A 24187-nucleotide genomic window follows, 5' to 3' on the forward strand; every position below is an offset into this window, starting at 1 on the left:
GCTGGCGGCGCGATGGCTGCAGACAGACGCACTTCAGGCATTTATGTAGAAGATCAAAATATCGAGCTAAAAGCCTTTAAGAAAATGGAAACCAATTTAGGTGAAGACGCTCATGTAAGCGTTACCAGCTATAACCGCAATGTGTTGCTAACTGGCGAAGTCCCAGTGCCAGAATCTAAAACAAAGGCAGAATCCCTGGTTAAGGAAATCATCAATACACGCTCGATTACGAATGAAATTAGCGTTGGGCCTAAGTCATCCCTTAGCTCTCGCAGCAATGACAGCTACATCACTTCTAAAATTAAGACCAAGTTTGTTACTGAGAATAAATTCCCTGCCAACTATGTAAAAGTTGTAACTGAAAATGGCGTAGTGTATTTATTGGGCATCGTTACCAGTGCCGAAGCAGAAGCTGCGGTGGAAATCGCACGCAATACGGAAGGCGTAAGCAAAGTCGTTAAAGTCTTTGAATACTTACCATAAGTTACTTGGGCATACCCTACTGAGCTAAAGTGCTTAACGCTATAATTAAAAGCGCGCTTCAGGCGCGCTTTTAATTTTGACATGACATCTTTTGAAAATTCAAGCTTTGAAATGTTATAATTCATGCAAATAAAATTGCTGCGTGCAGCGCAATACATGGTAAACACTGAAATGACTATTGAACAAACTACAACACAAACCCAAAACGAAATCATCATTGAAGGCAACACGCGTGCTGGCAAGCCATTTAGACCGAGCGACTGGGTCGATCGCATGTGCAGTACCTATGCCACCTTTGGCGAAGATCGCAAACTGAAGTATTCGCCTTACTTAAAACCTAGGGTGGTCAATGGTGTGCGTTGCTTAGCGGTAGACTTAAAATTAAAAGTAGTAAATCCAGAAGGTTATGCGCAATTGATGCATTTTGCCGATGAAAACCAACTTAATGTGCTTGATGCTTCGGGCAATAGCATTGCAGTACCTCACTAAGCACAAATCAATATCTGACATTAATTGTTGCTGACACCAATAATTTTTTCTATATATTGTTTTGAAATTAACCCACGTTTAATTTTTACCAACTCACCTTTAGGATTGTAAATAAAGGTGGTTGGCATAACTTCCGCAGTGCCTATTTGAGCAGTAACCGCATCATCACCCAATACAATCGGGTATGACATCAGCATATCATCGACGTAATCGCTTACTTCCTTTTGATTTTTAAAATCAAAAATAACACCAATCACCATCAAATCTTTTTTTCTGCGTCTATCATACAAATTCACCAAATCAGGCACTTCTTCTAGACAGGGCGGGCACCAAGTTGCCCAGTAATTCACCAACACCCATTTCCCCTTGTAGTCAGATAATTGATGCTGAATACCGGCCGTATCCTTTAGCGTAAAACTTGCTGCAACATTAGCTTCTGCAGGCACTTTCAAGCTGTAGAAGGTGAGTGAGAGAGCGAATAGGAGATTAAATACAAATTTAGGCATGGTTGATTTTCAAAACAGTTTGATGCAAGTCTAAATGAAATTAAGCTTTATCAAAATGATGCAAAATATAAACTAGTGTAAATATAAACATTATCATACAATCATAAAACTACTTTAACAGCTGATAAAAATTAAACATGGCGTTAAACCTTTACATTCCGACTCTAAAAGATAATCCCATTATCATTGCGGAAACACGCCCACAGAAAATCAGCCAGTCGCTGATTGCACAGCACGGCAAAAACCTCTTAGATATTGCTTCTTTCTTGAACAGCGAACTCGAAATCCTGAATCGTCAGAAAATCTCTCCAAGTACACGCGTGCAGGCCTTAGATGCTTATCGCCCTATATTAATTAGCACGGCACAAGCACTTTCTGAAGACTACAGCATTGCGGCTCTGCCTCTGCATGATAAGGCTAAACTTGCCGCCGCGGCAGTTGAATCTTTATGGCTAGAACTGGGTTATGGTTACAAGCTAGTATTGGTTGATCTGCAAAACCAATTAATTAAACTAGGCACCGATAAAAGCTCTGCGAATGCGATTCAGCGGGCTATGCATGCAGTTGCTGAACATGCACTGGTGTATTACCAAACCTATTTCACCCCACCAGAACACATTTGGAGCGACTTACATCAACTCTATTTCTGTGCGATAAAGCTTGGCATTCAAAACGTAAAAGTCGATGAGGACAAGTCGGTAGTAGGCTCAACTTCAACACATGCAAATACGATAGAGAATACTTACAAGCATGCGCTGCTAATGTCACTTGCCGACCCGCAGCATCTCACACAAAAAAACATGCGCCTGGCGGCCGAATATTTAGCTTTCCACGTAGAAAACGCCAAGATCTCTGTGGTCGCCCCCCTTGAAATTACCACCAGTTGTTTTGTTGTCGATTTATCTTCGAACAAACCACCTGTGCCCTATAGCAAACAAAAAACTGCACCAAACCCAGATAGTGACATCTTGTTGCAAACCCTAGATTTAGTCATTGCCATTCATCAGGATTTAAGTTCATTACAAAATGAACAATTGCCGAAAGATGGCGGCATTCCTGTCAATGCTAACCGCGATGAATATATTGATTTACTGACCTATCTAATTAAACATTGGGGCGTCACTCAAAAACGAATCTTTAATCGCACCAAATCGCAAGGCGAGGTAGACATCGTCACAGGCATTCCAGCCATTCATTATTTTTCCAGCAGCTTAAATGAAGCCGCGAGGGCAAATAAAAGCCCGATTGGCAAAGCGCAAACCAATGATTTAGACACACCACATGCTTCAAGATGGCACATCATTAACATTAGTGCTATTGGCATGTCTGTTAGACGCCACCCAACTGCCGAGAAAAATATTCGCATTGGCAGCCTACTGGGCTTTAAAACAAAAGATGAGCAAAACTGGTCGGTTGGCTTAGTGCGCTGGGCAAGTTGCGGCAATCGAGATAGGCTGGACATTGGAGTGCAACTGATTGCGCCACGCGCACAAAGTGCGATAGCGCGCATCAATAAAACTGGCCGCGAGGAACTGGTCTTATTGTTACCTGAAATCATTGCGGTTAAACAACTAGCCACTATTGTGGCACGTGTTGGCACTTACGAACCCGCACGCCAGTTGTCCATTACCTACAATAACAATACCCATGTCATCATGCTAACCAAAGTAATCGAGCGCTCACATCATTTTGAGCGCATACAATATAGCGTTATCAGTTAAAATAATTGGCAAGATTATATTTAGTTAAGTATTTACAGTCATAAAAATAAAGTTTATCTTGCAGAGTTGCCACTTCACTAAAACAGTTTTTTTCGTTACGATACAAGTTATTTCTTAAAGCATTAATCAATTAGAGGTTTTACCATGAGCGAACACATTACACATCTTAACGACGCAAGTTTTGAACAGGATGTTTTACAATCACAACTCCCTGTTTTAGTTGACTATTGGGCCGAATGGTGTGGACCATGTAAAATGATTGCACCCATTCTAGATGAAATCTCTAAAGAATATGCAGGCCGCCTAAAAGTTGGCAAACTGAACATTGACGATAACCAACAAACACCACCTAAATATGGTATTCGTGGCATTCCAACGCTCATGCTGTTTAAAAATGGCAATGTAGAAGCCACCAAGGTGGGTGCATTATCTAAGTCCCAATTAACAGCTTTTATTGACAGCAACATCTAAACCCATTACGCTGTGCAAATAGTCATAAATGCTTGGTTTTATACAATAAAAAATTAAGCATTTATTCTAATCAATTAATAAATTTATCCTGTAGCATTCTGCCCTTATCCTTCCCCAAACGATTCTTGTTCTAGTGAGCCTCCATGCACTTATCCGACCTTAAACACCTGCCCGTTACTGAATTAGTTGAAATGGCAATTACCGATGAAATCGACAATGCTAGCCGCATGCGCAAGCAGGATCTGATTTTTGCCATCTTAAAAAACAAAGCTAAAAAAGGTGAAAGTATTTTTGGTGACGGTACGCTGGAAGTATTACAAGATGGTTTTGGCTTTCTGCGCTCGCCTGACACTTCATATTTGGCCGGGCCTGATGATATTTACGTTTCGCCCTCTCAGATTCGCCGTTTTAACCTGCACACTGGGGACAGCATTCAGGGTGAGATTCGTATTCCTAAAGACGGCGAACGTTATTTTGCTTTAGTTAAAGTTGACTCTGTGAATGGTGAAGCACCCGAAAATACCAAACACAAAATCTTATTCGAAAACTTAACACCACTTTTTCCTACAATTCCGCTCACGTTAGAGCGAGATATTAAAGGGGTAGAAAACATTACCAGCCGCGTAATCGATATGATTGCACCGATTGGCCGTGGTCAGCGAGGCTTGTTAGTCGCCAGCCCAAAAAGCGGTAAAACCGTGATGATGCAAAACATTGCACATGCGATTACTGCCAACCACCCTGACGTCATTTTAATTGTACTTCTCATTGATGAACGTCCTGAAGAAGTAACAGAAATGACCCGTTCAGTTAAAGGTGAAGTAGTTGCTTCAACTTTTGATGAACCTGCAACACGCCACGTACAAGTCGCAGAAATGGTGCTCGAAAAAGCGAAGCGCTTAGTTGAACATAAAAAAGACGTCGTAATTCTACTTGACTCAATCACACGTTTAGCGCGTGCATACAATACCGTTATACCGTCCTCGGGCAAAGTATTAACTGGTGGTGTGGATGCAAATGCACTGCAACGTCCAAAACGCTTCTTTGGTGCGGCACGGAATGTGGAAGAAGGCGGTTCACTCACCATCATTGCCACCGCTCTTGTTGACACTGGTTCGCGCATGGATGATGTCATCTACGAAGAGTTTAAAGGTACAGGTAATATGGAAATCCATCTTGATCGCAAGATGGCTGAAAAACGTCAGTACCCTGCAATCAATGTTAATAAATCTGGTACGCGACGCGAAGAACTACTTATTGAAAAAGATGTTCTACAAAAAATCTGGGTACTTCGTAAACTACTTTACCCCATGGACGACCTCGAGGCGATGGAGTTCTTGCTAGACAAGATTAAAGCCACTAAGAACAATGCAGACTTTTTTGACAGCATGCGTAGAGGTTAATGCCACATATTATTTTAGTTAACCTTGCTTGATTTCTTAAAAATCAATATAATACGCGGCTAATTTTATTAAACGTGCCGTATCGTTCGGCAAACATAGAGGCTCAAATTATGAAAGATGGAATTCACCCAGAATACCGCGATGTTGTATTTCAAGACATCGGCGCAGATTTTAGTTTTATCACACGCTCTACCATTAATGCTAGAGACACCATTAAATGGACAGATGGTAAAGAATATCCATTAGTAAAAATTGAAGTATCTTCAAAATCGCACCCGTTTTACACAGGCAAACAAATGATTTTAGATACCGCTGGCCGTGTAGATAAATTCCGTAAAAAATACGGTATGTAAGTTTTTTGTAAATTTAATTGCACTTGATTTAATTGCTCTAGGTTAATGGTACTTGAATTTACTTAACATACAGTCTTTTTAGTCAGACGAAGGCAGCTTAGGCTGCCTTTTTTTATTTTGCCATTACCTAAATTAAGGTTGGCTCAAATGCTTGTAAACGCCAGCAATCGGTTAAAATATAGCTAACAAACAACAGCGAACAATATGCGCTTTCAACTTGATCACGATTGGCAAGGCAATATGTCAACCCCACGCGCACGCGTCGGTGATGGCGTTAAAACGCAGTTATTACTTGTGCTGTGCGCTATATGGATTATTCTTGGTTTGGTTGGTCATGCTCCTTGGAAACCACTCGAATCAACCAGTATTAGCATCGTCAAAAATATCCTAGACGGTGGTAGCCTAATTGCGCCAAATGTTATTGGCACGTCATCCATTGAAACGCCACCATTATATTATCTAACTGCGGCCGCCAGCGCAAAATTACTCTCCCCAAATCTTGCCATGCATGATGGTGCAAGATTATTTAATGCAATATGGTTATCCATTCTGTTACTGATGGTCGGAATGTCGGGTCGTGAATTATGGTCACGTGGCATCGGTCGTCACGCGACATTTATCATGATAGGCACCATTGGATTAGTCTTTAGCGCCCATAGTTTAAGTGCAGAAATCGCCAACTTAGCATGCTTAGCGATGGGGTTCTATGCTTTAGCACTTTCTAAACGGCGCCCATGGCGCGCAAGCGGACTGTTAGGTATTGCTCTTGGAATTGGTTTTTTGAGTTATGGAATACTGCCGGTTTTAATATTGCTTAGTGTAGCGCTTAGTTTGCCAGTTCTTTTCAAAGTATGGAGAACTACAAGTTTTGCAAAGTTTTTGCTGAGTGCCTTTTTAATCGCCAGCCCAATTATTGGTGCATGGTTGCTTTTGTTGCATCAATACTACCCAACTGTTTTTTTAAGTTGGTGGCAATACAATCTCAGTATCTTTAATGAGCTTAACCACCTCTATTTTCTGCGCATTCTTGCTTGGTATGCGTGGCCGGCATTACCATTTGCCCTGCTTGGCTTATGGCGCTTTCGATTACAATTACTTAATAAACCTAAATTTCAGTTAATAATTGTCTTTTTCGTTTGCTCATTAATCATTTTAGGCTTCACTGAAACCACAAAAGATATAAACGCACTTCCACTATTATTACCGCTAGTAGCGCTTGGCGCAGGCAGTGTAGATCACCTCAAGCGTGGCTCTGCTGCTGCACTTAACTGGTTTGGCATTACATTATTTGGCTTAATTGGTGCTTTAATTTGGTTAGGGTGGCTCGCCATGCTAACTGGCTACCCAGTCAAAATAAAGCAGCGCATGCAGTTTTTATCTGGCAGTAACGATATTCATTTTAGTTGGATCACATTAGCCATTGCACTTGCAATTACGGTAATTTGGATAATCGTCTGCATTCGCGCCAAACAAACCAATAAATCCACCATCACAAACTGGGCGGTTGGCATGACCTTTGGTTGGACATTATTAATGTCACTGTGGCTTCCTTTACTAGACTCAGCTAAAAGCTATCAGTCAGTATTCACCTCATTGAATAACGCATTGCCTAATGAATATAATTGTGTAAATAGCCTTGGAGTAGGTCAACAGCAGCAATTATTACTCCATTATTACACTGACATTAAATTACAACCTTTCGAAAGCACGCAGAAACTGGACTGCAATTTCTATTTGCTTCAAGATGTACGTGGAGTCGGGAAAATGCAACCTGGCCAGGAATGGAGTTTAATCTGGAGTGGTAAACGAACTGCAGACAGAAAAGAATCGTTTAGATTATTTAAGCGCATCAATGGTGTTTAAAAATGGTGATTAAAAGAAAGCCTTAAAAAACCTCAAGTTTAAACGACCCCAAATAAAACTAGGCCATTTAGTTTCACCTAAGAATTAAGAGCTTTATTTCAATTAACAAACAGTACTCATTGCTGTGCAGATATACACCAAGTAATTTAGATGCTTTGTAAACCGCATCTGTTCTAAAGATGCAAATGTGCCTTTACTGCACTTGCTACTTGCGCATGCAGGCCTGCACCGCCTTGTTGCACATATTCCGCAATTTGCTTACGCATCGGCAATGCCCAGAATTTGTTCAAATGGCCTGCGATATCTTGCTGTGCATGGCTTTGATTTGGATAGGATTCGTAAAAATCTCCTATTTGATTAGCCATTGAAATTAAGCGTTGTATATCCATAGTATTTTTCTTTTACTCATTCAAAATATGTTCTGCGTGGCTATAGACCACTAATCGGTTTTCTCTTGCAAAGCCAACCAAAACTAACCCACATTGCTCAGCCACACGGACTGCCAAACCTGTTGGGGCAGAAACTGCCACCAGCATACCCACCCCTGCGCTGGCTGTTTTCTGTACCATTTCAAAGCTAGCGCGACTGGTTGTCACAATAAAGCCTTTTTTGTCTATGGTGGATTTAGCCAATGCGCCTATCAACTTATCTAACGCATTATGACGGCCAACATCTTCGCGCAGCAATGCAACTTCACCATTTGGACTCACGTAGGCACTGGCATGGGTTGCGCCAGTCTTTTGCTGTAAGGCCTGATGCATTTGCAGGCCCCGCAAGCTGCGTGTGATGCTACCTAACTCATACTTGCCCTGCACTTTTAAAATCGGCGGATAACGCATGGCTTGTGTCAAACTCTCTGCACCACACAAGCCACAACCCGTTTTACCTGCCAAGGTACGGCGACGTTCTTTAAGTTGCGAAAAGCACTTACTAGCAATTTCACAATGCAACTCAATGCCATTGGTTTGCGTTTTCAACTCTACACTATACAACTCACTTACACTGTTTATAATACCTTCGGATAACGAAAATCCTAAGGCAAAATCTTCCAAATCTTGTGCTGTTGCAAGCATAACTGCATGTGAAACACCATTGTAAATCAAGGCTACAGGCGTTTCTTCGGCCAGGCAATCTTGGGCATTTGTTATTTCACCAGTTTGCCATTGCGCTACATTAAAAATACTTAGCGGCACGTCTAGCACCGCAATATGCGCTGCATTCTCGTTAATTAAGCTCAATTTTAGCGGCTTCTAAATCTCTACCCGCATAGGCCAACTGCGCTTCACTAAAGGTTTTATAGTGTTTTTGCCAATCTGAAAGCTGATTCACCCGAGTCACTTGCACGGCCGTCACCTTAAACTCAGGACAATTGGTCGCCCAATCTGAATTTTCAGTGGTAATCACATTTGCGCCAGATTCAGGGTGGTGAAAAGTTGTATAAATCACACCCACTTGCACACGCTCGCTGATTTTTGCCCGCAACACTGTTTCACCCGCACGGCTTTTAATGCCAATCCAGTCACCATCTCGAATCCCACGGTCATCTGCGTCTTGCGGATGAATTTCAACGATATCCTCCGCATGCCATGCCACATTTTTTGTACGGCGCGTTTGTGCACCTACGTTGTATTGCGACAAAATACGCCCTGTAGTCAGTATCAACGGATATTTCGCATTTACTTTTTCTGTAGTTGGCACATATTGCGTAATAAAGAATTTACCTTTCCCGCGCACGAATTCATCAATATGCATCGTCGGCGTACCCAGTGGAGCTTCATCATTGCATGGCCATTGTATGCTACCGAGTTCATCTAACTTCTTAAAACTCACGCCTTTAAAAGTAGGTGTTAAGGCGGCGATTTCATCCATAATCTCGCTGGCATGATGATAATTCATGTCGTAGCCTAAAGCTTTTGAAAGTTTGGCCGTAATTTCCCAATCTTCATAACCTGCTTCCTGCTTGCCATTGATAGTGCCACCATTTTTTGGATTCATCACACGGCGCACAGGGGAGATTCTTCTCTCTGCATTGGTAAACGTTCCACTCTTTTCAAGAAAAGAAGCACCTGGGAAGAATACATGCGCAAACATCGCGGTTTCGTTAAGAAACAAATCTTGCACAATTACACACTCCATTTGCTCGAGTGCGTGCGTCACGTGTTGCGTATTCGGATCGGACTGCACAATATCTTCGCCCACGCAGTACAAGGCTTTAAAGCTACCCTCCGCTGCAAAATCTAACATATTGGGGATGCGCATTCCTGGCTCTTTACTGAGAGGCCTTCCCCAAGCAGTCTCGAACAGGGCGCGAGTTGCATCATCAGAAACGTGGCGATACCCTGGAAATTCATGTGGCATAGAACCCATGTCGCATGAACCTTGCACGTTATTTTGACCGCGCAATGGATTTACACCCACACCTTCCCGGCCCACATTGCCTGTTGCCATGGCTAAATTGGCAATGCCCATTACAGTAGTTGAGCCTTGCGCATGTTCAGTCACACCTAAACCATAATAAATGGCCGCGTTACCGCCCGTTGCATAAAGCCTTGCTGCAGCTCGAATATCCTCGGCCTTAATGCCCAATTCACTAGCTAAACTTTCTGGTGAATTTGCGTCTAGCGCCACAAAATCTCGCCATTCTACAAAAGAATCCCACTCACAACGCGCTTTGACATACTCTTCTTGCACTAATCCTTCGGTCACAATCACGTGTGATAACGCAGAAATTAACGCTACGTTTGAGCCAGGGCGCAATTTCAAGTGATAGTCTGCGCGAATATGCGGTGAATTCGCCACTAAATCAATCTCACGCGGATCTGCCACAATCAGCTTTGCACCCTCACGCAAGCGCCGTTTCATTTGGCTGGCAAATACTGGGTGGCCATCGGTCGGGTTTGCACCAATCACAAAAATTACGTCGGATTGCATCACCGAATCAAACGTCTGCGTACCTGCAGATTCACCCAAGGTTTGTTTTAAGCCATAGCCAGTTGGGCTATGGCAAACGCGAGCACAAGTGTCAACATTATTCACGCCAAATACTGCGCGAATGAGTTTTTGCATCACATACACTTCTTCATTCGTACAGCGGCTAGAGGTAATACCGCCAATCGCATCTTTACCGTATTGTTGGTTAATTCGAGCGAGTTCGCTCGCCGCGTAGTCAATCGCCTCATCCCAGCTCACGTTTTGCCAAGGGTCTTTAATACTTTTACGAATCATTGGCGTAGTGATGCGGTCTTGATGGGTTGCATAACCCCAAGCAAAACGTCCTTTAACACAGGAATGTCCATGATTCGCACCTCCATTCTTGTTCGGCGTCATGCGTACTACTTCCTCACCCTTCATTTCAGCATCAAATGAACAGCCCACACCGCAATAAGCGCAGGTAGTCGTTACTCTGTGCTCTGGCACACCATGATCAATCACGGTTTTTTCAATTAAGGTTGCTGTTGGGCAGGCTTGTACACAAGCACCACAAGACACACATTCGGAATCCATAAAATCGGCGATTCCTGCTGCCACCTTAGATTCAAAGCCACGTCCGGAAATAGTGAGCGCAAACGTACCCTGTGTTTCTTCGCATGCACGCACGCAACGTGAACAGACAATACATTTCGCGGGGTCAAAACTAAAATAAGGATTACTCTCATCTTTGACAGACTTAAGATGATTTTCACCTGCATAGCCATAGCGCACTTCACGCAAGCCCACTGCGCCAGCCATATCTTGCAATTCACAATCACCATTGGTTGCACAGGTGAGGCAGTCCAATGGATGATCGGAAATATAAAGCTCCATGGTGCCACGACGGATATCAGCCAGCTTGGGAGTTTGCGTATGCACTTTCAAGCCTTCTGCCACTGGCGTGGTACAAGAAGCAGGATAACCGCGACGACCTTCAATTTCCACCACACATAAGCGACATGAGCCAAATGGTTCAAGAGAATCCGTCGCACACAATTTAGGTACGTTAATTCCAGCTAGAATAGACGCGCGCATAATAGAAGTGCCTTCAGGCACGGTAATTTCTCTATCATCAATCAATAAAGTGACTTGCACATCAGAATCACTTGCAGGCGTGCCGTAATCTAACTGGTCATCATAATTAGTTCGGCTATGTTCATGTTGGTGATGCGTGTTGCTATATTTAATGTCATCCATTTTGCTTCTCCTACTCGCGGCTTAACAAATCACTCAAACTGCGGCTTTCGCCTTTTTAATTTCAAAATCTTCCGGGAAATGATTCATTGCGCTTAACACGGGATATGGCGTCATGCCACCCAATGCACACAAAGAACCGTTCAACATCGTGTCACTTAAATCGCGTACCAACTTAATATTTTTAACAGTATCCGTTCCAGCGATAATTTTATCGATTACTTCCACACCGCGCGTTGAGCCAATGCGGCACGGCGTACATTTTCCACACGATTCAATCGCACAAAATTCAAAGGCGTATCTTGCCATCTTCGCCATATCAACCGTATCATCAAACGCCACAATGCCACCATGGCCGAGCACCGCCCAAATACTGGCAAAGGCCTCGTAATCTAACGGAGTATCAAATTGCGATTCGGGCAGGAATGAACCTAGTGGCCCGCCAACCTGCACCGCTCGTATTGGCCTACCAGTGGCTGAACCGCCACCATAATCATAAAGCAATTCGCGCAAGGTAATGCCAAATGCTAGCTCCACTAACCCACCGTGCTTAAGATTTCCTGCCAACTGAATCGGCAAAGTGCCACGTGAACGCCCCATGCCGTAATCAGCATAAAATTGTGCTCCTTTGTCTAAAATAATAGGCACCGTTGCCAACGAGATAACATTATTCACCACAGTTGGCTTGCCAAACAAGCCTTCAATGGCTGGCAAGGGCGGTTTAAAACGCACCATGCCACGCTTGCCTTCTAGGCTCTCTAATAATGATGTTTCTTCGCCACATACATAGGCGCCTGCAGCACGACGAACTTCTAAATGAAAGGTATGCGTCGAACCAAGAATTTTTTCACCGAGATAGCCCGCCATTTCGGCTTTTGCAATTGCCTCATTCAACACTCTAAGCGAATGCGGGTATTCAGAACGTAAGTAAATATAGCCCTGTGTAGCGCCTACCGCAATGCCTGCGATGGTCATCCCTTCTATCAACACAAACGGATCATTTTCCATAATCATGCGATCTGAGAATGTCCCTGAATCACCTTCATCGGCATTACACACAATGTATTTTTGGTCAGCTTTACAGCCTAACACGGTATTCCATTTAATCCCTGTTGGGAAAGCAGCACCACCACGGCCACGCAAACCTGAGTCTGTAACTGCTTTTACAATTTCCACACCCGACTGAACCAGTGCATTTTTAAGGCCTTTATAACCATCGTGCGCAATATAGTCTTCAAGCGAAACTGGATCCGTCACGCCAACCCGCGCAAATGTTAAGCGCTGCTGCTTTTTCAGCCATTCAATTTCTTCAGTAAGCCCTAAGCTTAAAGCATGTGGCTTGGCGTTTAAAAAATCAGCTTCAAAAAGTGATGCAACGTCTTTCACTTTTACTGGCCCATAGGCAAATCGGCCATTTTCAGTAGCCACCTCCACTAGCGTTTCTAACCAATAAAGGCCGCGCGAACCGTTACGCACAATCTCTGCGTCTAAATTACGGCGCTTGGCTTCTTGCGCTATGGCAATCGCCACCTTTTCAGCGCCGACAGAAAGTGCACTGGAATCACGAGGGATATATATTTTAGTTGCCATATTAAACCCTTACCCTAGGTGATCTTGCCTCAAAAATTAGCGCATCTAGATCGGCTGCAGACACCCGCCCAAATACTTCTTCATCCAACGTCACGGCTGGCGAAAGCGCACAATTACCCAAACAGTATACGGGCTCTAAGGTAATCGCCTCATCAGTAGTAGTTTGGTGATAGTCGACATTCAAACATTTTTTTGCGTGTGCTTCTAGTGCGGCAGCGCCCATCGACTGGCAGGATTCAGCACGGCAGATTTGCAAAACATGGCGACCTGGTTTGTGAGTGCGAAAATGGTGATAAAAAGTCACGACTCCATGCACTTCAGCAATCGATAGTTTTAAAGCTTTAGCAATCGGCGCATAAGTAGATTCAGGCACATAGCCTATACTATCTTGAATGGAATGCAACAAAGGCATTAAAGCACCTGGTATATCCTGATGCTGTGCAATCAAGGTATCAATCTTTAAAGTATCTACCTCGCTGATTAAATCTTGTTTTGTTTGTAAAACTTGCAACTTAATTATCTCCAAAATTACTAACAGTAAATTGAACTACATATTAGTATAATACACCACTTACAAGCTACCAATTTCGACAAGCTAAGATGAAAAAAGTGCCTAATTCCCAACAAAATCTGCAACCTAGGCTAATCGACCAATTTGGTCGAAGTGTCGATTATATTCGTCTTTCCATTACAGACCGCTGTGATTTTAGATGTGTGTACTGCATGTCAGAAGACATGACTTTTTTGCCACGCGAAGAAGTGCTAAGTCTTGAGGAATGTGCACGCTTAGTAAAACTGTTTGTACGTTTAGGGGTTAGCAAAGTTCGCATTACAGGCGGCGAACCATTAGTGCGCAAAAATGCGTTGTGGTTATTTCAAGAAATCGGTAAGCTAAAAAATCTAAAGGAGTTAGTGCTTACTACTAACGGAAGCCAATTAATACTGCATGCAGCAGCACTTAAAGCGGCGGGAGTAAAACGTATCAATCTCAGTATTGATAGTCTAAATGCAGAACGATTTAAGAAAATCACCCGTACTGGCGATTTAGGTAAAGTATTAGCTGGCCTGCAAGCCAGTATTGACGCAGGGTTTGAAGGCATTAAATTAAACACTGTTTTAATGCATGGTAACAACGAGGGTGAAGCCTGTGATTTGGTGCAGTTCGCCATTGACAAAAAAATTGACATCAGCTTTATTGAAGAGATGCCATTGGGCGAAGTTGACCATACGCGAGCCAGCACCTATGTGAGCAACACCGATACGCTGAAATTGCTTAAAAGTAAGTATTCACTACTTGCAAGTACCAAGACCACAGGAGGTCCGGCGAGATATTGGCAAGTGGCAAATTCAAACACTAAGATTGGCTTTATTTCGCCACACAGTCACAATTTTTGCGAAAACTGCAATCGAGTACGCATCACCTGCAAAGGCGAGTTATATTTATGCCTTGGCCAGGAAGATAAAATTGAGTTGCTGCCACTATTGCGCACCTATCCAAACGATGACCAACCACTAATTGATGCTATTGTCGGCAGCATGAAAATCAAGCCTAAAGGGCATGATTTTGATTTACGCCGTGCAAAGCCAGCAGTTGTGCGGTTTATGTCACACACTGGTGGCTAATTTGGTAATCTCAGCCATCATTCTCTCAGGTGGACGAGCCACTCGTATGAACGGCGTAGATAAAGGTTGGGTGCGCTTGCAGCAAAAGCCTTTGATTCAACATGTAATTGAACGTTTGACGCCGCAGGTGGATGAAATTCTAATTAACGCCAATCGTGAAATCTCCAACTACCAATCCTTTGGATACAAAGTACTGCAAGATGAGATTGAAGATTTCTTGGGGCCATTAGCTGGCTTTAGCCTTGGCTTAAAGCATGCAAAACACGATTACCTGCTCACCGTACCTTGCGATTCTCCACTCTTACCCCATGATTTAGCGCAGCGCTTAATAACGGCACTGTTTAATAATGAGGCCAACATTGCCGTGGCAAGTAGCGACGGCAATCCACACCCAGTATTTTGTTTGTGTAAAAGGAATGTGTTGCCATCACTGTCCACTTATTTAGAACAAGGTGAGCGACGCGTGAGCGCTTGGCAAAAAAGCCAAAAATATATCGAAGTTGACTTTAGTGATTGCAGTGAGGCCTATGCAAACTTGAATACGTTTGAAGATTTGGCTGCGTTAGAGTTAAAGTTATCGCTATAATCACTCCACATTAACTTAATCAATAGGCATCATGACTACGTCACTTACTGACTTCATTTCAAACCCCAGTTGCATGGATGACTATGACCCAAATTCTATGCCTGTGAATAAAGCACGAGAATTGATTAAACAATTTTTAAGCCCAGTCTTTGAAACTGAATCTGTGTCGATTCGAGAAAGCTTAGAGCGAATATTAGCTCACGAAATATCATCGCCATCCAATGTCCCTAATTACGACAATTCTGCTATGGATGGCTTCGCGTTCAAAGCAGAGGACATGAAGCTTGAAAATCACACAGTATTAAAAGTTATCGGAACAACCTTCGCAGGTAAAGCTTTTGCGGGAGAAATTAAATCGGGTGAGTGTATTCGCATAATGACGGGAGGAATCATGCCCAAAGGCGCAGATACCGTTATCATGCAGGAAAAGGTAAAAATGGAGAATGATGTCATTACCTTTGCGGAAGCCCCCCAACCTAAAGCCAATGTGCGCTATGCCGGTGAAGATCTAAAAATTGGGCAAATGGTGTTAACTAAAGGCCACAAAATGCGTCCAGCCGACTTAGGCCTGCTAGCTTCTCTAGGCATTACTGAGGTATGCGTTTATCGCAGACTTAAAGTCGCTATCTTCTCCACCGGAGATGAGTTAGTGAGCATTCACAAATCATTAAAAACGGGGCAAGTTTATGACAGCAATCGATACTCACTTTACGGAATGTTAACTAAGCTAGATGCAGAAATAATCGATTTAGGAACAATTGCGGATATGCCTGAACTATTAGAAAGCACCCTGCTAAAGGCAAGCCAGCAGGCAGACGTAGTGATTACCAGCGGTGGCGTGTCGGTCGGCGAGGCTGATTACATGAAGTTACTGTTATCAAAACATGGCCAGATCGTATTTTGGAAAATTGCCATGAAACCTGGCAGGCCCTTAGCCTACGGCAAAATAGGGGGGGCTCATTTCTTTGGACTACCTGGCAATCCTGTTGCAGTGATGGTAACTTTTTACCAATTTGTGCGGGAAGCATTACTGATACTAATGGGGCAACCCAATCCCGTAGCACTACCAATTTTTAACGTTACCTGCACGGAAAGCATTAAAAAACAGGCTGGCAGAACAGAATTTCAACGCGGTATATTATTTGCAGATACCGATGGTAGTTGGAAAGTAAGACCAACCGGTGCTCAGGGTTCAGCTATATTAAGCTCTATGTCACTCGCCAATTGCTTTATAGTACTCAACGAGTCAATTGGTAACTTAGAAGCTGGCACTAAAGTACAAGTTCAAGTTTTAGATGGTCTTGTATAAAAATAAAATATAAAAACCTTGAATATAAAACCAAAATCGCTAAAAGACCTACTGCTCATTCATGAGCTGATTTTCATTTTTCTTATAGTATTAGCGGCCACTGCAGGCTCAATCGGCATCCATTTATGGGAAAAGTCTAGCCAAGAATCTTCAAGAATAAGTCTATTAATCAATGAAGTACAGCAAACCCGCGGCGATTTATATCGACAAATGAAAGAGTTGTTTGATGCATATTTTTTAGATGATTTAGAAGCCCAGTCTGAGTACGACAATTTCACCATTACCGTAGAATCGCATTTCGTTAAATTAAAAAAGCTTGCTGTGGATGAAACAGAAAAAGCCGTCATCAATGACCTCCACGGAAACTACAAAAAATTTGTCATTGAAACCCCCGCACTCTTTGATCAGTTTAAAAATTCCAATACCGATGAATCAAAACGTGCAATTAACACTGATATTGAAACAGGACTATTCAAGCGCTACGAAGATATTCTTGCACGTACAGAAGTGATACTGAATCAAAAACAGATTGAACTCGATAGTCGCCTTGCTGAGTCGAAACGTATGACCATTATATTATTAGTGATTCCATTGCTACTTTCAATATTGCTACTCATTTTCTCCAGGATATTTTTAAAGCGCGCTATCGTAAAACCACTCAACGATGTTTTGAAGGCCACCGCGCAAATTAGTGCTGGGAACCTCTCATATAAAGCGCCAGATGAAGGCATTGAAGAACTGGTAGCGGTTTCAAGTGCAATCAATCAAATGGCTGATAGATTATTGGTCAGTCAAGAGTCTTTAGTGCGAACAGAAAAGCAAGCGGCACAAGGTCTTTTAGTACCTATGCTAGCGCACAATATTCGCAACCCGCTAGCAAGTATTCGTGCGACTGCACAAGTGATTGATGACCCTGGACTAGACAGCGATACACAAGATTCACTAAGAGGGATTATTGATACCGTTGACAGACTGGAACGCTGGACGGGCGCTCTTTTAGCCTATTTATTACCCTTAAAACCACAACCCAATAACACCAGCATCAAGGTCATCGTAGAAGGCGCATTGGCCCCACTTCAACAAAAAATAAAAGAAAAATCAATAAAACTTAAACTGCCTAACTGGCAGGAAAATAATCGCATTTACACTGACCAACACCTATTAGAACAAGTGATTTACAACTTAGTATTAAATGCGATTGATGCCTCAACAAAAGACGCAGAAATTGAAATTATTCTTAAAACAAAACCAAACACATTCATCTTGCTATTACTGGATAATGGATGCGGCATGCCATTTACACCCGACCCCAGCGCCATGAGCGCTCCTACCACCAAACGTTTTGGCACTGGCTTAGGCATTCCATTTGCTTTTAAAGTATGTGATGCCCTAGGAGGTGAATTAAAATTTAATGCTCGGCCTGAGGGGGGAACCGCAATCACCATCTTGCTGCCTAAAACACTAAACTTAACTATTAATTAATCAAACTTTTTAACTTAATTCTATTGAACTAGGCTTTTCAAAAACTACTCATTACCAAATATTTTTATTTATATGACCTAGGCTATTGCCTTAAACTGGCTTTTTATCAACAATGTAGGGAGTCAATAATTCATCATGGAAACCTCAATGCTAAATCACGTAGTACCTGATTTTCAACTTCCCGCAACCAGTGGCAAAACATTCCAGTTAGCAAACCAACTTGGTCAACATCTCATTCTTTATTTTTATCCTAAAGATTCGACGCCGGGATGTACCACGCAGGGCATTCAATTTAGAGATACGTATGATGATTTTAAAAATCTGAACGCTGAGATTTTTGGCATATCACGTGACAGTTTAAAATCGCACGAAAATTTCAAAGCCAAATTTACTTTTCCGTTTGAATTGCTAGCCGATACCGAAGAGTTAGCCTGTACACTTTTTGGTGTAATTAAAATGAAGAATATGTATGGAAAACAAGTACGTGGCATAGAACGAAGTTCCTTTATTATCGATAAAAATGGTGTATTAGTGAAAGAATGGCGTGGCGTTAAAGTCGATGGACACGCGGCTGAAGTGCTGGCTTTTATTAAGACCTTATAATTTTCAACAATCAATAAACCATCTAATGAAAGATTTTCATGGCTAAAAAACAATTGAACGCCACCAAACTGTTTGTGCTGGACACCAATGTACTTATTCATGATCCTTCCAGCCTATTCCGATTTGAAGAACATGACATTTTTTTGCCAATGGTCACGTTGGAAGAGCTGGATAACAACAAAAAAGGATTAACAGAAGTTGCAAGAAATGCGCGCCAAGCGAGCCGCAATTTAGAAGAAATTGTAGGTACCGATTTAACCAACCTAGAACTTGGCTGCCCGCTCAACATCAACGGTAATCGTCACCTATCGGGTCGACTGTTTTTACAAACCATGCAAGTTACCACTGAACTGCCTGGGTTGGCTGGCCTAAAGGCGGACAATCAAATACTGGCAGTAGTGCTGGATCTACAAAAAACGAATCCAGATCGCCATGTAATTCTAGTCAGTAAAGATATTAATATCCGCATCAAAGCCCGTGCAATGGGCATGCCAGCAGAAGATTATTTCAACGACAAGGTACTAGAAGATACTGACCTCTTATATAGTGGTATTAAAGAATTGCCGGCTGATTTCTGGGAAAAGCACAGTAAAGCCATGGAATCATGGCAAGAAGCTGGGCGCATGTTTTACCGCATCAATGGCCCGCTATGTAAATCGTTTCTAATTAATGAATTTGTCTACTATGAATTTGAAAAACCATTTCATGCCATAGTTCGGAGTGTCGATGGCAACAGCGCCGTGCTTGAAGTGGTAAAAGACCACATCAACCCGAAACACAGCATTTGGGGCATCAATGCACGTAACCGCGAACAAAATTTTGCACTTAATTTATTAATGGATCCAGAAATTGATTTTGTCAGTCTGTTAGGGCAAGCGGGGACGGGTAAAACCTTGCTCACTTTAGCGGCCGCACTGACGCAAGTGCTAGATAAAAAAATCTATTCTGAAATTATCATGACACGGGTTACGGTTTCAGTCGGTGAGGATATTGGCTTTTTACCAGGCACCGAAGAAGAAAAAATGGGGCCTTGGATGGGCGCACTAGACGATAACCTTGATGTGCTGAATAAGAGCGATGAAGATGCAGGTGAATGGGGACGGGCGGCTACACAAGACTTGATTCGCAGCCGCATTAAAATCAAATCGCTCAACTTTATGCGTGGCCGCACATTCTTAAATAAATTTTTAATCATCGATGAAGCGCAAAACCTGACACCCAAGCAAATGAAAACATTGATTACCCGCGCAGGCCCTGGCACTAAGGTGGTATGCTTAGGCAACATTGCCCAAATTGATACCCCTTACCTAACAGAAGGTAGCTCAGGGCTTACTTATGTTGTAGATAGATTCAAAGGTTGGGGTCACAATGGACATATCACGCTACTTCGTGGTGAGCGTTCTCGATTAGCAGATTTTGCTGCAGAAATTTTATAGCTAATTTATCAGGCCAAAATCTCAATGCATTCTTTAAAATCAAACCATGCGTTTCATGACTACCGGACTAAAGGCGTAATGAAATGAACATGTGTAAAGGTTTTTACACATTGCTCATGGCCCAGTTTTTATCGGCATTAGCAGACAATGCCTTATTATTTGCAGCGATTGCCTTGCTTGCCCAGTTAAGTGCACCTGACTGGCACACCCCACTGCTACAACAGTTTTTCGTCATTTCTTACATTATACTCGCACCTTTTGTCGGCTCATTTGCCGATGCTTTACCTAAAGGTCGTGTGATGTTCATTGCCAACGCCATTAAATTTATTGGCAGCCTATCCATGGTATTTGGCATGCCCCCGCTATATGCCTATGGCATTGTAGGAATCGGGGCAGCAGCCTATTCGCCTGCGAAATATGGCATCTTAACCGAGCTTTTACCACCTGAAAAACTTGTAAGTGCTAATGGCTGGATGGAAGGCTCAACAGTCATGGCAATTATTTTAGGTGCGATTATAGGCGGCATCATGGCAAGTAAAGACCCCTACTTTGCCATGATTATAATTACCTTACTCTACTTACTGGCGGCAATATTCAATACCTACATACCAAAGTTACCTATCGACCATAAACTTCCGAAGAAAAATCCAGTGTTTATGCTGATTGACTTCTGGTTTTCATTCAAGGCACTTTGGAAAGACACGCGCGGTCAAGTATCCCTAGCAGTAACCACCTTATTTTGGGGTGCAGGCGCCACCTTGCGCTTAGTGGTAATTGCATGGGCGGCAAGTGCTTTAAATTTTGGCTTAGAACAAGCAACCCAACTGATGGCATTACTCGCCGTTGGTATTGCGGTAGGCTCTGTAATTGCTGCGCGCTATATAACATTAGAGCATTCAACTAAAGTATTGCCCGCTGGCATCTTGATGGGCATACTCGTCGTCATTATGGCGTTGGTTCAGCACTGGCAATTAGCAGCTTTACTGCTTTTTATTATCGGCGCGCTGGCTGGGTTTTTTGTGGTGCCCCTTAATGCGCTTTTGCAGCACCGTGGTCATGAGTTAATCGGTGCGGGGCATTCCATTGCGGTGCAAAATTTTAACGAACACATTGGCATCTTACTGTTACTGGGCGCCTATTTGCTCATGGTAAAAGCCAACATTCCCATCAACGCGATTGTGATTGCCTTTGGCATCTTTGTCAGTCTATGCATGACAATTATTCATCGCCGCTACCGCCACTTAAACTAAGCGCAAATATTCAGCAATTCTTGAGAAAAACACTTAAGGCTTAGTTTAATGAAGCTTTACCTGAGATTCTGTGCGTCTTGTAATTGTGCGTGCCAATGTTTGTAAGGCCATACTCCAAAAGCCATGCAGCGCCATCAAGTGCATTTTATACAAGGATTGATACATAATTCTTGCAAACAAACCTTCTATAAACAAGCTGCCTCCAGAAAGAGCACCCATCAAGTTACCAACTGTCGTGTAACTACCCAAATTTACTAGAGAACCATAGTCACGGTAGGTAAACTGCGGCAATTCCTTTTTACCTGAAATACGATATTTAATGGTTTTAATTAACATTGTCGCTTGCTGGTGCGCCGCCTGCGCGCGCGGTGGCACAGTATCTCCAGCATGCCCAACCCATGGGCAAGCCGCACAATCTCCAAAAGCAAATATATTTTCATCTAAAGTTGTTTGCAGCGTTCGGTTAACAATCAACTGATTGATACGATTTGTTTCCAAGCCATCAATTTCATGCAAGAAATCAGGCGCTTTAATCCCTGCAGCCCAAACTACTAATGCAGAAGGTATAAATCTACCACTGTGTGTTTGTACGCCTTTATCTGTTACCTCAGTAACACGCTCACCCGTATAAAGATGCACACGAAGCTTACTTAACTCTAATTCAACAGAGTTTGATAGTTTGGGAGGCAAGGCAGGTAGCACCCGACTATTTGCCTCAATTAAAGATATTTGAATGTCTCGATCTGGATTGATTTTATCTAAACCGTATGCGGCTAGTTCACGCGTTGTATTGTGCAACTCAGCCGCCAGTTCCACACCTGTCGCACCTGCCCCTACAATAACCACTTCAAGCTGCCCAGCCTGTACTGGCGCCACTTGGGTTTGCGCACGCACCAAAGCGTTATGTAAGCGCCGATGAAACTTCTCCGCTTGTTCTTGGGTGTCTAATGCAATTGAATATTCACCTGCACCTTTTACACCAAAATCATTCGTCGTACTGCCAACCGCAATAATCAGCGTATCGTACGACAAAGTCCGCTGCGGGATAACTTCCACTCCATCTTCATCAAAATGTGGCGAAATCGTAATTTCACGTTTCGCTCGATTGAGACTGGCCATACTGCCCAAGCGAAATTTAAAATGATGCCAGTGCGCCTGCGCAAGATAGTTCAGTTCATGCTTATCTGGATCCATACTTCCTGCAGCTATTTCATGTAACAAAGGCTTCCAAACATGGGTCTTAGTCTTATCAATCAAGGTAATAAGCGCCTTGCCCTTACGCCCAAGCGAATCGCCGAGTTTCGTCGCCAACTCCAAGCCACCTGCGCCACCACCGACAATGACGACATGATGCAGAGAATTATTATCTAGTTTTTTCAAAATAGCCTTTATTGGTCATAGAATTATGCTTACAAAGTAAAATGAAAACGGCTACTGCAATTATACAGTAGCCGTTTAAGTCATTACAGCAACAAGCAATATGACTGGATGCTTGTTAAAGTAAAATTATTTCAACCAAGTTTTTTCGCCATCGCCTTTATATACAGTACGAATATAAGCAACAGCTTTTAAAATATCATCGGTTGGCAAGCCTTCGCCTGTTTTACCTGGCAATTGGTTATGCCAAACAAACATAGTGCCTCCAGAAGTACCTGGCGTACCACCCGCGATTGTTTCAAACATACCTTTATCCGTTGCATTTTTCTCGTAAACCCATTTTGTATCAAAAGCGCCTGTACCACCATTTTTAACAAGCGAAGGTGCCATGAGTCCGCCTAAATTACCACCATGACATCCTGTACAACCGTTGTAGGTCATCACTTTTCTACCTGCTTTAGCCGCTTCGGCATCTGCGGCATATTTTTTTGTATAGGGGTTCACACACGTTGCTAAAAACTCCTTCGCTTCAGGTGTATCTGTTGCCACCACTTTAATTGCTAACGGGCTGTTATCTTTAGTTGACACCAAATTACATACACCTGCAGCTGCTTCTTTTGTAGAACCGCCAGAAGCATCTGAACCTGATTTCCCACATGCTGCCAAAGCACAGACAAGCACTAACACCAACGCACTATTACTATATTTACTCATGTAAGCCTCCCTTTAAAACATATAATTTTACACGAACTTCAGATTTTGATAAAAAAAACGACCATCTAATATGGTCGTTTTAATAGTAGAAATTGAGATCTATTGAGGCTTCTCGTTTTCCCAAGGTTTATCACCACCACCTGAGTAAGAGGCACGCAACCAACCAATAATTTTAATAATATCGTCTGTAGTCACTAGCTCAGGATTTCCAGAAGTTTGTTGATGCCAAGTTGGCATACCTGCATTCGTTCCACCGGCGATTGTTTCAAACATACCTTTGTCTGATACATGTTTAGCATATTGCCAGTTATTATCTAAAATACTTGGACCTGTTTGGCCGCCACCATTGCCGCCGTGGCATTGTGAACATGACCAAAAACCAAATCTTTTCTTACCAATCTTTGCTGCTTCTGGGTCTGATGCAAATTTCTTTGTGTATGGATTAACACAGGTTTTGATAAATTCTTTTGCCTCTGGCGTATCCGTTTCTACTGCCTTAATATTCAAAGGACTTCCGTCTTTTGTCGATACAAAGTTACAGTCAGCTTTTGCCTGAATGGACAACGTAAGACCTGCAAGTGCCAACAAACCCGCGAACAATGTTGACTTTAATGTTTTATTGCCTAACATGCTTTCTCCTAATCTATATCACAAAAATAAGCTACGTATCTTTCATGCAACTGCATTACTGAACGTGTAATCATCAAACGCATTTATTATTCAATTGGTTGACGCACTAACCAAATAACATGTTTTACTGATCT

23 protein-coding genes are annotated in these 24187 nt (G+C 42.7%); 14 read left to right on the forward strand and 9 right to left on the reverse strand.

From position 1 onward, the window contains the following. Both HOO90_RS02860 and HOO90_RS02865 read left to right on the forward strand, forming a co-directional pair. Positions 1 to 483, forward strand: a 483-nt coding sequence (locus HOO90_RS02860) for a BON domain-containing protein (protein WP_292839267.1), incomplete at its 5' end; no start/stop codon positions are given. 171 nt (positions 484 to 654) lie between these two features. Further along, entirely contained in the window at positions 655 to 972 is a 318-nt protein-coding gene (locus HOO90_RS02865) for a DUF3579 domain-containing protein (protein ID WP_292839354.1), read from the forward strand. Positions 973 to 992: 20 nt separating this feature from the next. On the opposite strand, the gene HOO90_RS02870 is transcribed toward HOO90_RS02865, so the two are convergent. Continuing rightward, entirely contained in the window at positions 993 to 1478 is a 486-nt protein-coding gene (locus HOO90_RS02870) for a TlpA disulfide reductase family protein (protein ID WP_292839268.1), read from the reverse strand. A 137-nt stretch (positions 1479 to 1615) separates the two neighbouring features. Between HOO90_RS02870 and HOO90_RS02875 the strand changes: the two genes are divergently transcribed. From HOO90_RS02875 to HOO90_RS02895, 5 genes are all read left to right on the forward strand, one after another. Continuing rightward, entirely contained in the window at positions 1616 to 3199 is a 1584-nt protein-coding gene (locus HOO90_RS02875; RefSeq protein ID WP_292839270.1) for a hypothetical protein, read from the forward strand. Between the two features lie 144 nt (positions 3200 to 3343). Beyond that, positions 3344 to 3670 carry a thioredoxin TrxA gene (trxA, locus tag HOO90_RS02880; protein ID WP_292839272.1) on the forward strand — a complete coding sequence of 109 codons (327 nt, stop codon included), beginning with the start codon at positions 3344 to 3346 and terminating at the stop codon, positions 3668 to 3670. Positions 3671 to 3813: 143 nt separating this feature from the next. Further along, positions 3814 to 5073 carry a transcription termination factor Rho gene (rho, locus tag HOO90_RS02885; protein WP_292839274.1) on the forward strand — a complete coding sequence of 420 codons (1260 nt, stop codon included), beginning with the start codon at positions 3814 to 3816 and terminating at the stop codon, positions 5071 to 5073. A 110-nt stretch (positions 5074 to 5183) separates the two neighbouring features. Beyond that, positions 5184 to 5426 (forward strand): type B 50S ribosomal protein L31, encoded by a 243-nt coding sequence (locus HOO90_RS02890; protein WP_292839276.1) that lies wholly within the window; start codon positions 5184 to 5186, stop codon positions 5424 to 5426. A 204-nt stretch (positions 5427 to 5630) separates the two neighbouring features. Further along, positions 5631 to 7289 (forward strand): glycosyl transferase, encoded by a 1659-nt coding sequence (locus HOO90_RS02895; protein WP_292839278.1) that lies wholly within the window; start codon positions 5631 to 5633, stop codon positions 7287 to 7289. Positions 7290 to 7462: 173 nt separating this feature from the next. Here the strand turns inward: HOO90_RS02895 and HOO90_RS02900 are convergent, their stop codons facing one another. From HOO90_RS02900 to HOO90_RS02920, 5 genes are read right to left on the reverse strand one after another with little or no spacing between them, the layout of a single operon-like run. Beyond that, positions 7463 to 7654: a formate dehydrogenase subunit delta gene (locus tag HOO90_RS02900; RefSeq protein ID WP_366928735.1), complete on the reverse strand. Its 192-nt coding sequence runs from the start codon at positions 7652 to 7654 to the stop codon at positions 7463 to 7465. A gap of 36 nt (positions 7655 to 7690) precedes the next feature. After that, on the reverse strand, positions 7691 to 8527 hold the full coding sequence (gene fdhD, locus HOO90_RS02905) for a formate dehydrogenase accessory sulfurtransferase FdhD (protein ID WP_292839282.1): 837 nt from the start codon (positions 8525 to 8527) through the stop codon (positions 7691 to 7693). Then, on the reverse strand, positions 8514 to 11456 hold the full coding sequence (gene fdhF / locus HOO90_RS02910) for a formate dehydrogenase subunit alpha (protein ID WP_292839284.1): 2943 nt from the start codon (positions 11454 to 11456) through the stop codon (positions 8514 to 8516). Before fdhF ends, fdhD begins: the two co-directional genes overlap by 14 nt. Positions 11457 to 11489: 33 nt before the next feature. Beyond that, positions 11490 to 13043 carry an NADH-quinone oxidoreductase subunit NuoF gene (locus HOO90_RS02915; protein ID WP_292839286.1) on the reverse strand — a complete coding sequence of 518 codons (1554 nt, stop codon included), beginning with the start codon at positions 13041 to 13043 and terminating at the stop codon, positions 11490 to 11492. Position 13044: 1 nt separating this feature from the next. Continuing rightward, the gene (locus tag HOO90_RS02920) at positions 13045 to 13554 is read right to left on the reverse strand and encodes a formate dehydrogenase subunit gamma (RefSeq protein ID WP_292839288.1); all 510 of its coding nucleotides are present in this window, start codon (positions 13552 to 13554) and stop codon (positions 13045 to 13047) included. A gap of 89 nt (positions 13555 to 13643) precedes the next feature. On the opposite strand from HOO90_RS02920, the gene moaA reads away from it, so the two are divergent. The 7 genes from moaA to lplT all read left to right on the forward strand — a co-directional run bounded on the left by moaA (position 13644) and on the right by lplT (position 21332). Further along, positions 13644 to 14666, forward strand: coding sequence for a GTP 3',8-cyclase MoaA (gene moaA / locus HOO90_RS02925; RefSeq protein WP_292839290.1), 1023 nt, complete (start codon positions 13644 to 13646; stop codon positions 14664 to 14666). 1 nt (position 14667) lies between these two features. Continuing rightward, on the forward strand, positions 14668 to 15252 hold the full coding sequence (mobA, locus tag HOO90_RS02930; protein ID WP_292839356.1) for a molybdenum cofactor guanylyltransferase MobA: 585 nt from the start codon (positions 14668 to 14670) through the stop codon (positions 15250 to 15252). A gap of 31 nt (positions 15253 to 15283) precedes the next feature. Further along, positions 15284 to 16561 (forward strand): gephyrin-like molybdotransferase Glp, encoded by a 1278-nt coding sequence (glp, locus tag HOO90_RS02935; RefSeq protein WP_292839292.1) that lies wholly within the window; start codon positions 15284 to 15286, stop codon positions 16559 to 16561. An 18-nt stretch (positions 16562 to 16579) separates the two neighbouring features. Then, complete coding sequence (locus HOO90_RS02940; RefSeq protein ID WP_292839294.1) at positions 16580 to 18043, forward strand: ATP-binding protein; 1464 nt, start codon at positions 16580 to 16582, stop codon at positions 18041 to 18043. Positions 18044 to 18190: 147 nt separating this feature from the next. After that, positions 18191 to 18646 (forward strand): peroxiredoxin, encoded by a 456-nt coding sequence (locus tag HOO90_RS02945; RefSeq protein WP_292839296.1) that lies wholly within the window; start codon positions 18191 to 18193, stop codon positions 18644 to 18646. 38 nt (positions 18647 to 18684) lie between these two features. Then, positions 18685 to 20082 carry a PhoH family protein gene (locus HOO90_RS02950; protein ID WP_292839298.1) on the forward strand — a complete coding sequence of 466 codons (1398 nt, stop codon included), beginning with the start codon at positions 18685 to 18687 and terminating at the stop codon, positions 20080 to 20082. Between the two features lie 89 nt (positions 20083 to 20171). Further along, complete coding sequence (gene lplT / locus HOO90_RS02955; RefSeq protein ID WP_292839358.1) at positions 20172 to 21332, forward strand: lysophospholipid transporter LplT; 1161 nt, start codon at positions 20172 to 20174, stop codon at positions 21330 to 21332. Positions 21333 to 21377: 45 nt separating this feature from the next. On the opposite strand, the gene HOO90_RS02960 is transcribed toward lplT, so the two are convergent. The 3 genes from HOO90_RS02960 to HOO90_RS02970 form a co-directional block, all read right to left on the reverse strand. Beyond that, complete coding sequence (locus HOO90_RS02960; protein WP_292839360.1) at positions 21378 to 22715, reverse strand: NAD(P)/FAD-dependent oxidoreductase; 1338 nt, start codon at positions 22713 to 22715, stop codon at positions 21378 to 21380. 123 nt (positions 22716 to 22838) lie between these two features. After that, the gene (locus tag HOO90_RS02965; protein WP_292839300.1) at positions 22839 to 23423 is read right to left on the reverse strand and encodes a c-type cytochrome; all 585 of its coding nucleotides are present in this window, start codon (positions 23421 to 23423) and stop codon (positions 22839 to 22841) included. A gap of 99 nt (positions 23424 to 23522) precedes the next feature. Then, a complete protein-coding gene (locus HOO90_RS02970) occupies positions 23523 to 24053 on the reverse strand; it encodes a c-type cytochrome (RefSeq protein ID WP_292839302.1) in 531 nt (176 codons plus the stop codon). Positions 24054 to 24187: the final 134 nt, after the last annotated feature.

The organism is Methylotenera sp. (assembly GCF_013141425.1).
Taxonomy (GTDB): domain Bacteria; phylum Pseudomonadota; class Gammaproteobacteria; order Burkholderiales; family Methylophilaceae; genus Methylotenera.

What these genes read in the sequence shown, in the direction of transcription:
- HOO90_RS02890 (WP_292839276.1), top strand. Translation starts at nt 5,184, where the DNA reads ATGAAAGATGGAATTCACCCAGAATACCGCGATGTTGTATTTCAAGAC.
- HOO90_RS02950 (WP_292839298.1), top strand. Translation starts at nt 18,685, where the DNA reads ATGGCTAAAAAACAATTGAACGCCACCAAACTGTTTGTGCTGGACACC.
- HOO90_RS02965 (WP_292839300.1), bottom strand. Translation starts at nt 23,423, where the DNA reads ATGAGTAAATATAGTAATAGTGCGTTGGTGTTAGTGCTTGTCTGTGCT.
- HOO90_RS02870 (WP_292839268.1), bottom strand. Translation starts at nt 1,478, where the DNA reads ATGCCTAAATTTGTATTTAATCTCCTATTCGCTCTCTCACTCACCTTC.
- HOO90_RS02945 (WP_292839296.1), top strand. Translation starts at nt 18,191, where the DNA reads ATGCTAAATCACGTAGTACCTGATTTTCAACTTCCCGCAACCAGTGGC.
- fdhF (WP_292839284.1), bottom strand. Translation starts at nt 11,456, where the DNA reads ATGGATGACATTAAATATAGCAACACGCATCACCAACATGAACATAGC.
- rho (WP_292839274.1), top strand. Translation starts at nt 3,814, where the DNA reads ATGCACTTATCCGACCTTAAACACCTGCCCGTTACTGAATTAGTTGAA.
- HOO90_RS02970 (WP_292839302.1), bottom strand. Translation starts at nt 24,053, where the DNA reads ATGTTAGGCAATAAAACATTAAAGTCAACATTGTTCGCGGGTTTGTTG.
- HOO90_RS02865 (WP_292839354.1), top strand. Translation starts at nt 655, where the DNA reads ATGACTATTGAACAAACTACAACACAAACCCAAAACGAAATCATCATT.
- lplT (WP_292839358.1), top strand. Translation starts at nt 20,172, where the DNA reads ATGTGTAAAGGTTTTTACACATTGCTCATGGCCCAGTTTTTATCGGCA.
- HOO90_RS02875 (WP_292839270.1), top strand. Translation starts at nt 1,616, where the DNA reads ATGGCGTTAAACCTTTACATTCCGACTCTAAAAGATAATCCCATTATC.
- HOO90_RS02915 (WP_292839286.1), bottom strand. Translation starts at nt 13,043, where the DNA reads ATGGCAACTAAAATATATATCCCTCGTGATTCCAGTGCACTTTCTGTC.
- trxA (WP_292839272.1), top strand. Translation starts at nt 3,344, where the DNA reads ATGAGCGAACACATTACACATCTTAACGACGCAAGTTTTGAACAGGAT.
- moaA (WP_292839290.1), top strand. Translation starts at nt 13,644, where the DNA reads ATGAAAAAAGTGCCTAATTCCCAACAAAATCTGCAACCTAGGCTAATC.
- HOO90_RS02900 (WP_366928735.1), bottom strand. Translation starts at nt 7,654, where the DNA reads ATGGCTAATCAAATAGGAGATTTTTACGAATCCTATCCAAATCAAAGC.
- HOO90_RS02895 (WP_292839278.1), top strand. Translation starts at nt 5,631, where the DNA reads ATGCGCTTTCAACTTGATCACGATTGGCAAGGCAATATGTCAACCCCA.
- glp (WP_292839292.1), top strand. Translation starts at nt 15,284, where the DNA reads ATGACTACGTCACTTACTGACTTCATTTCAAACCCCAGTTGCATGGAT.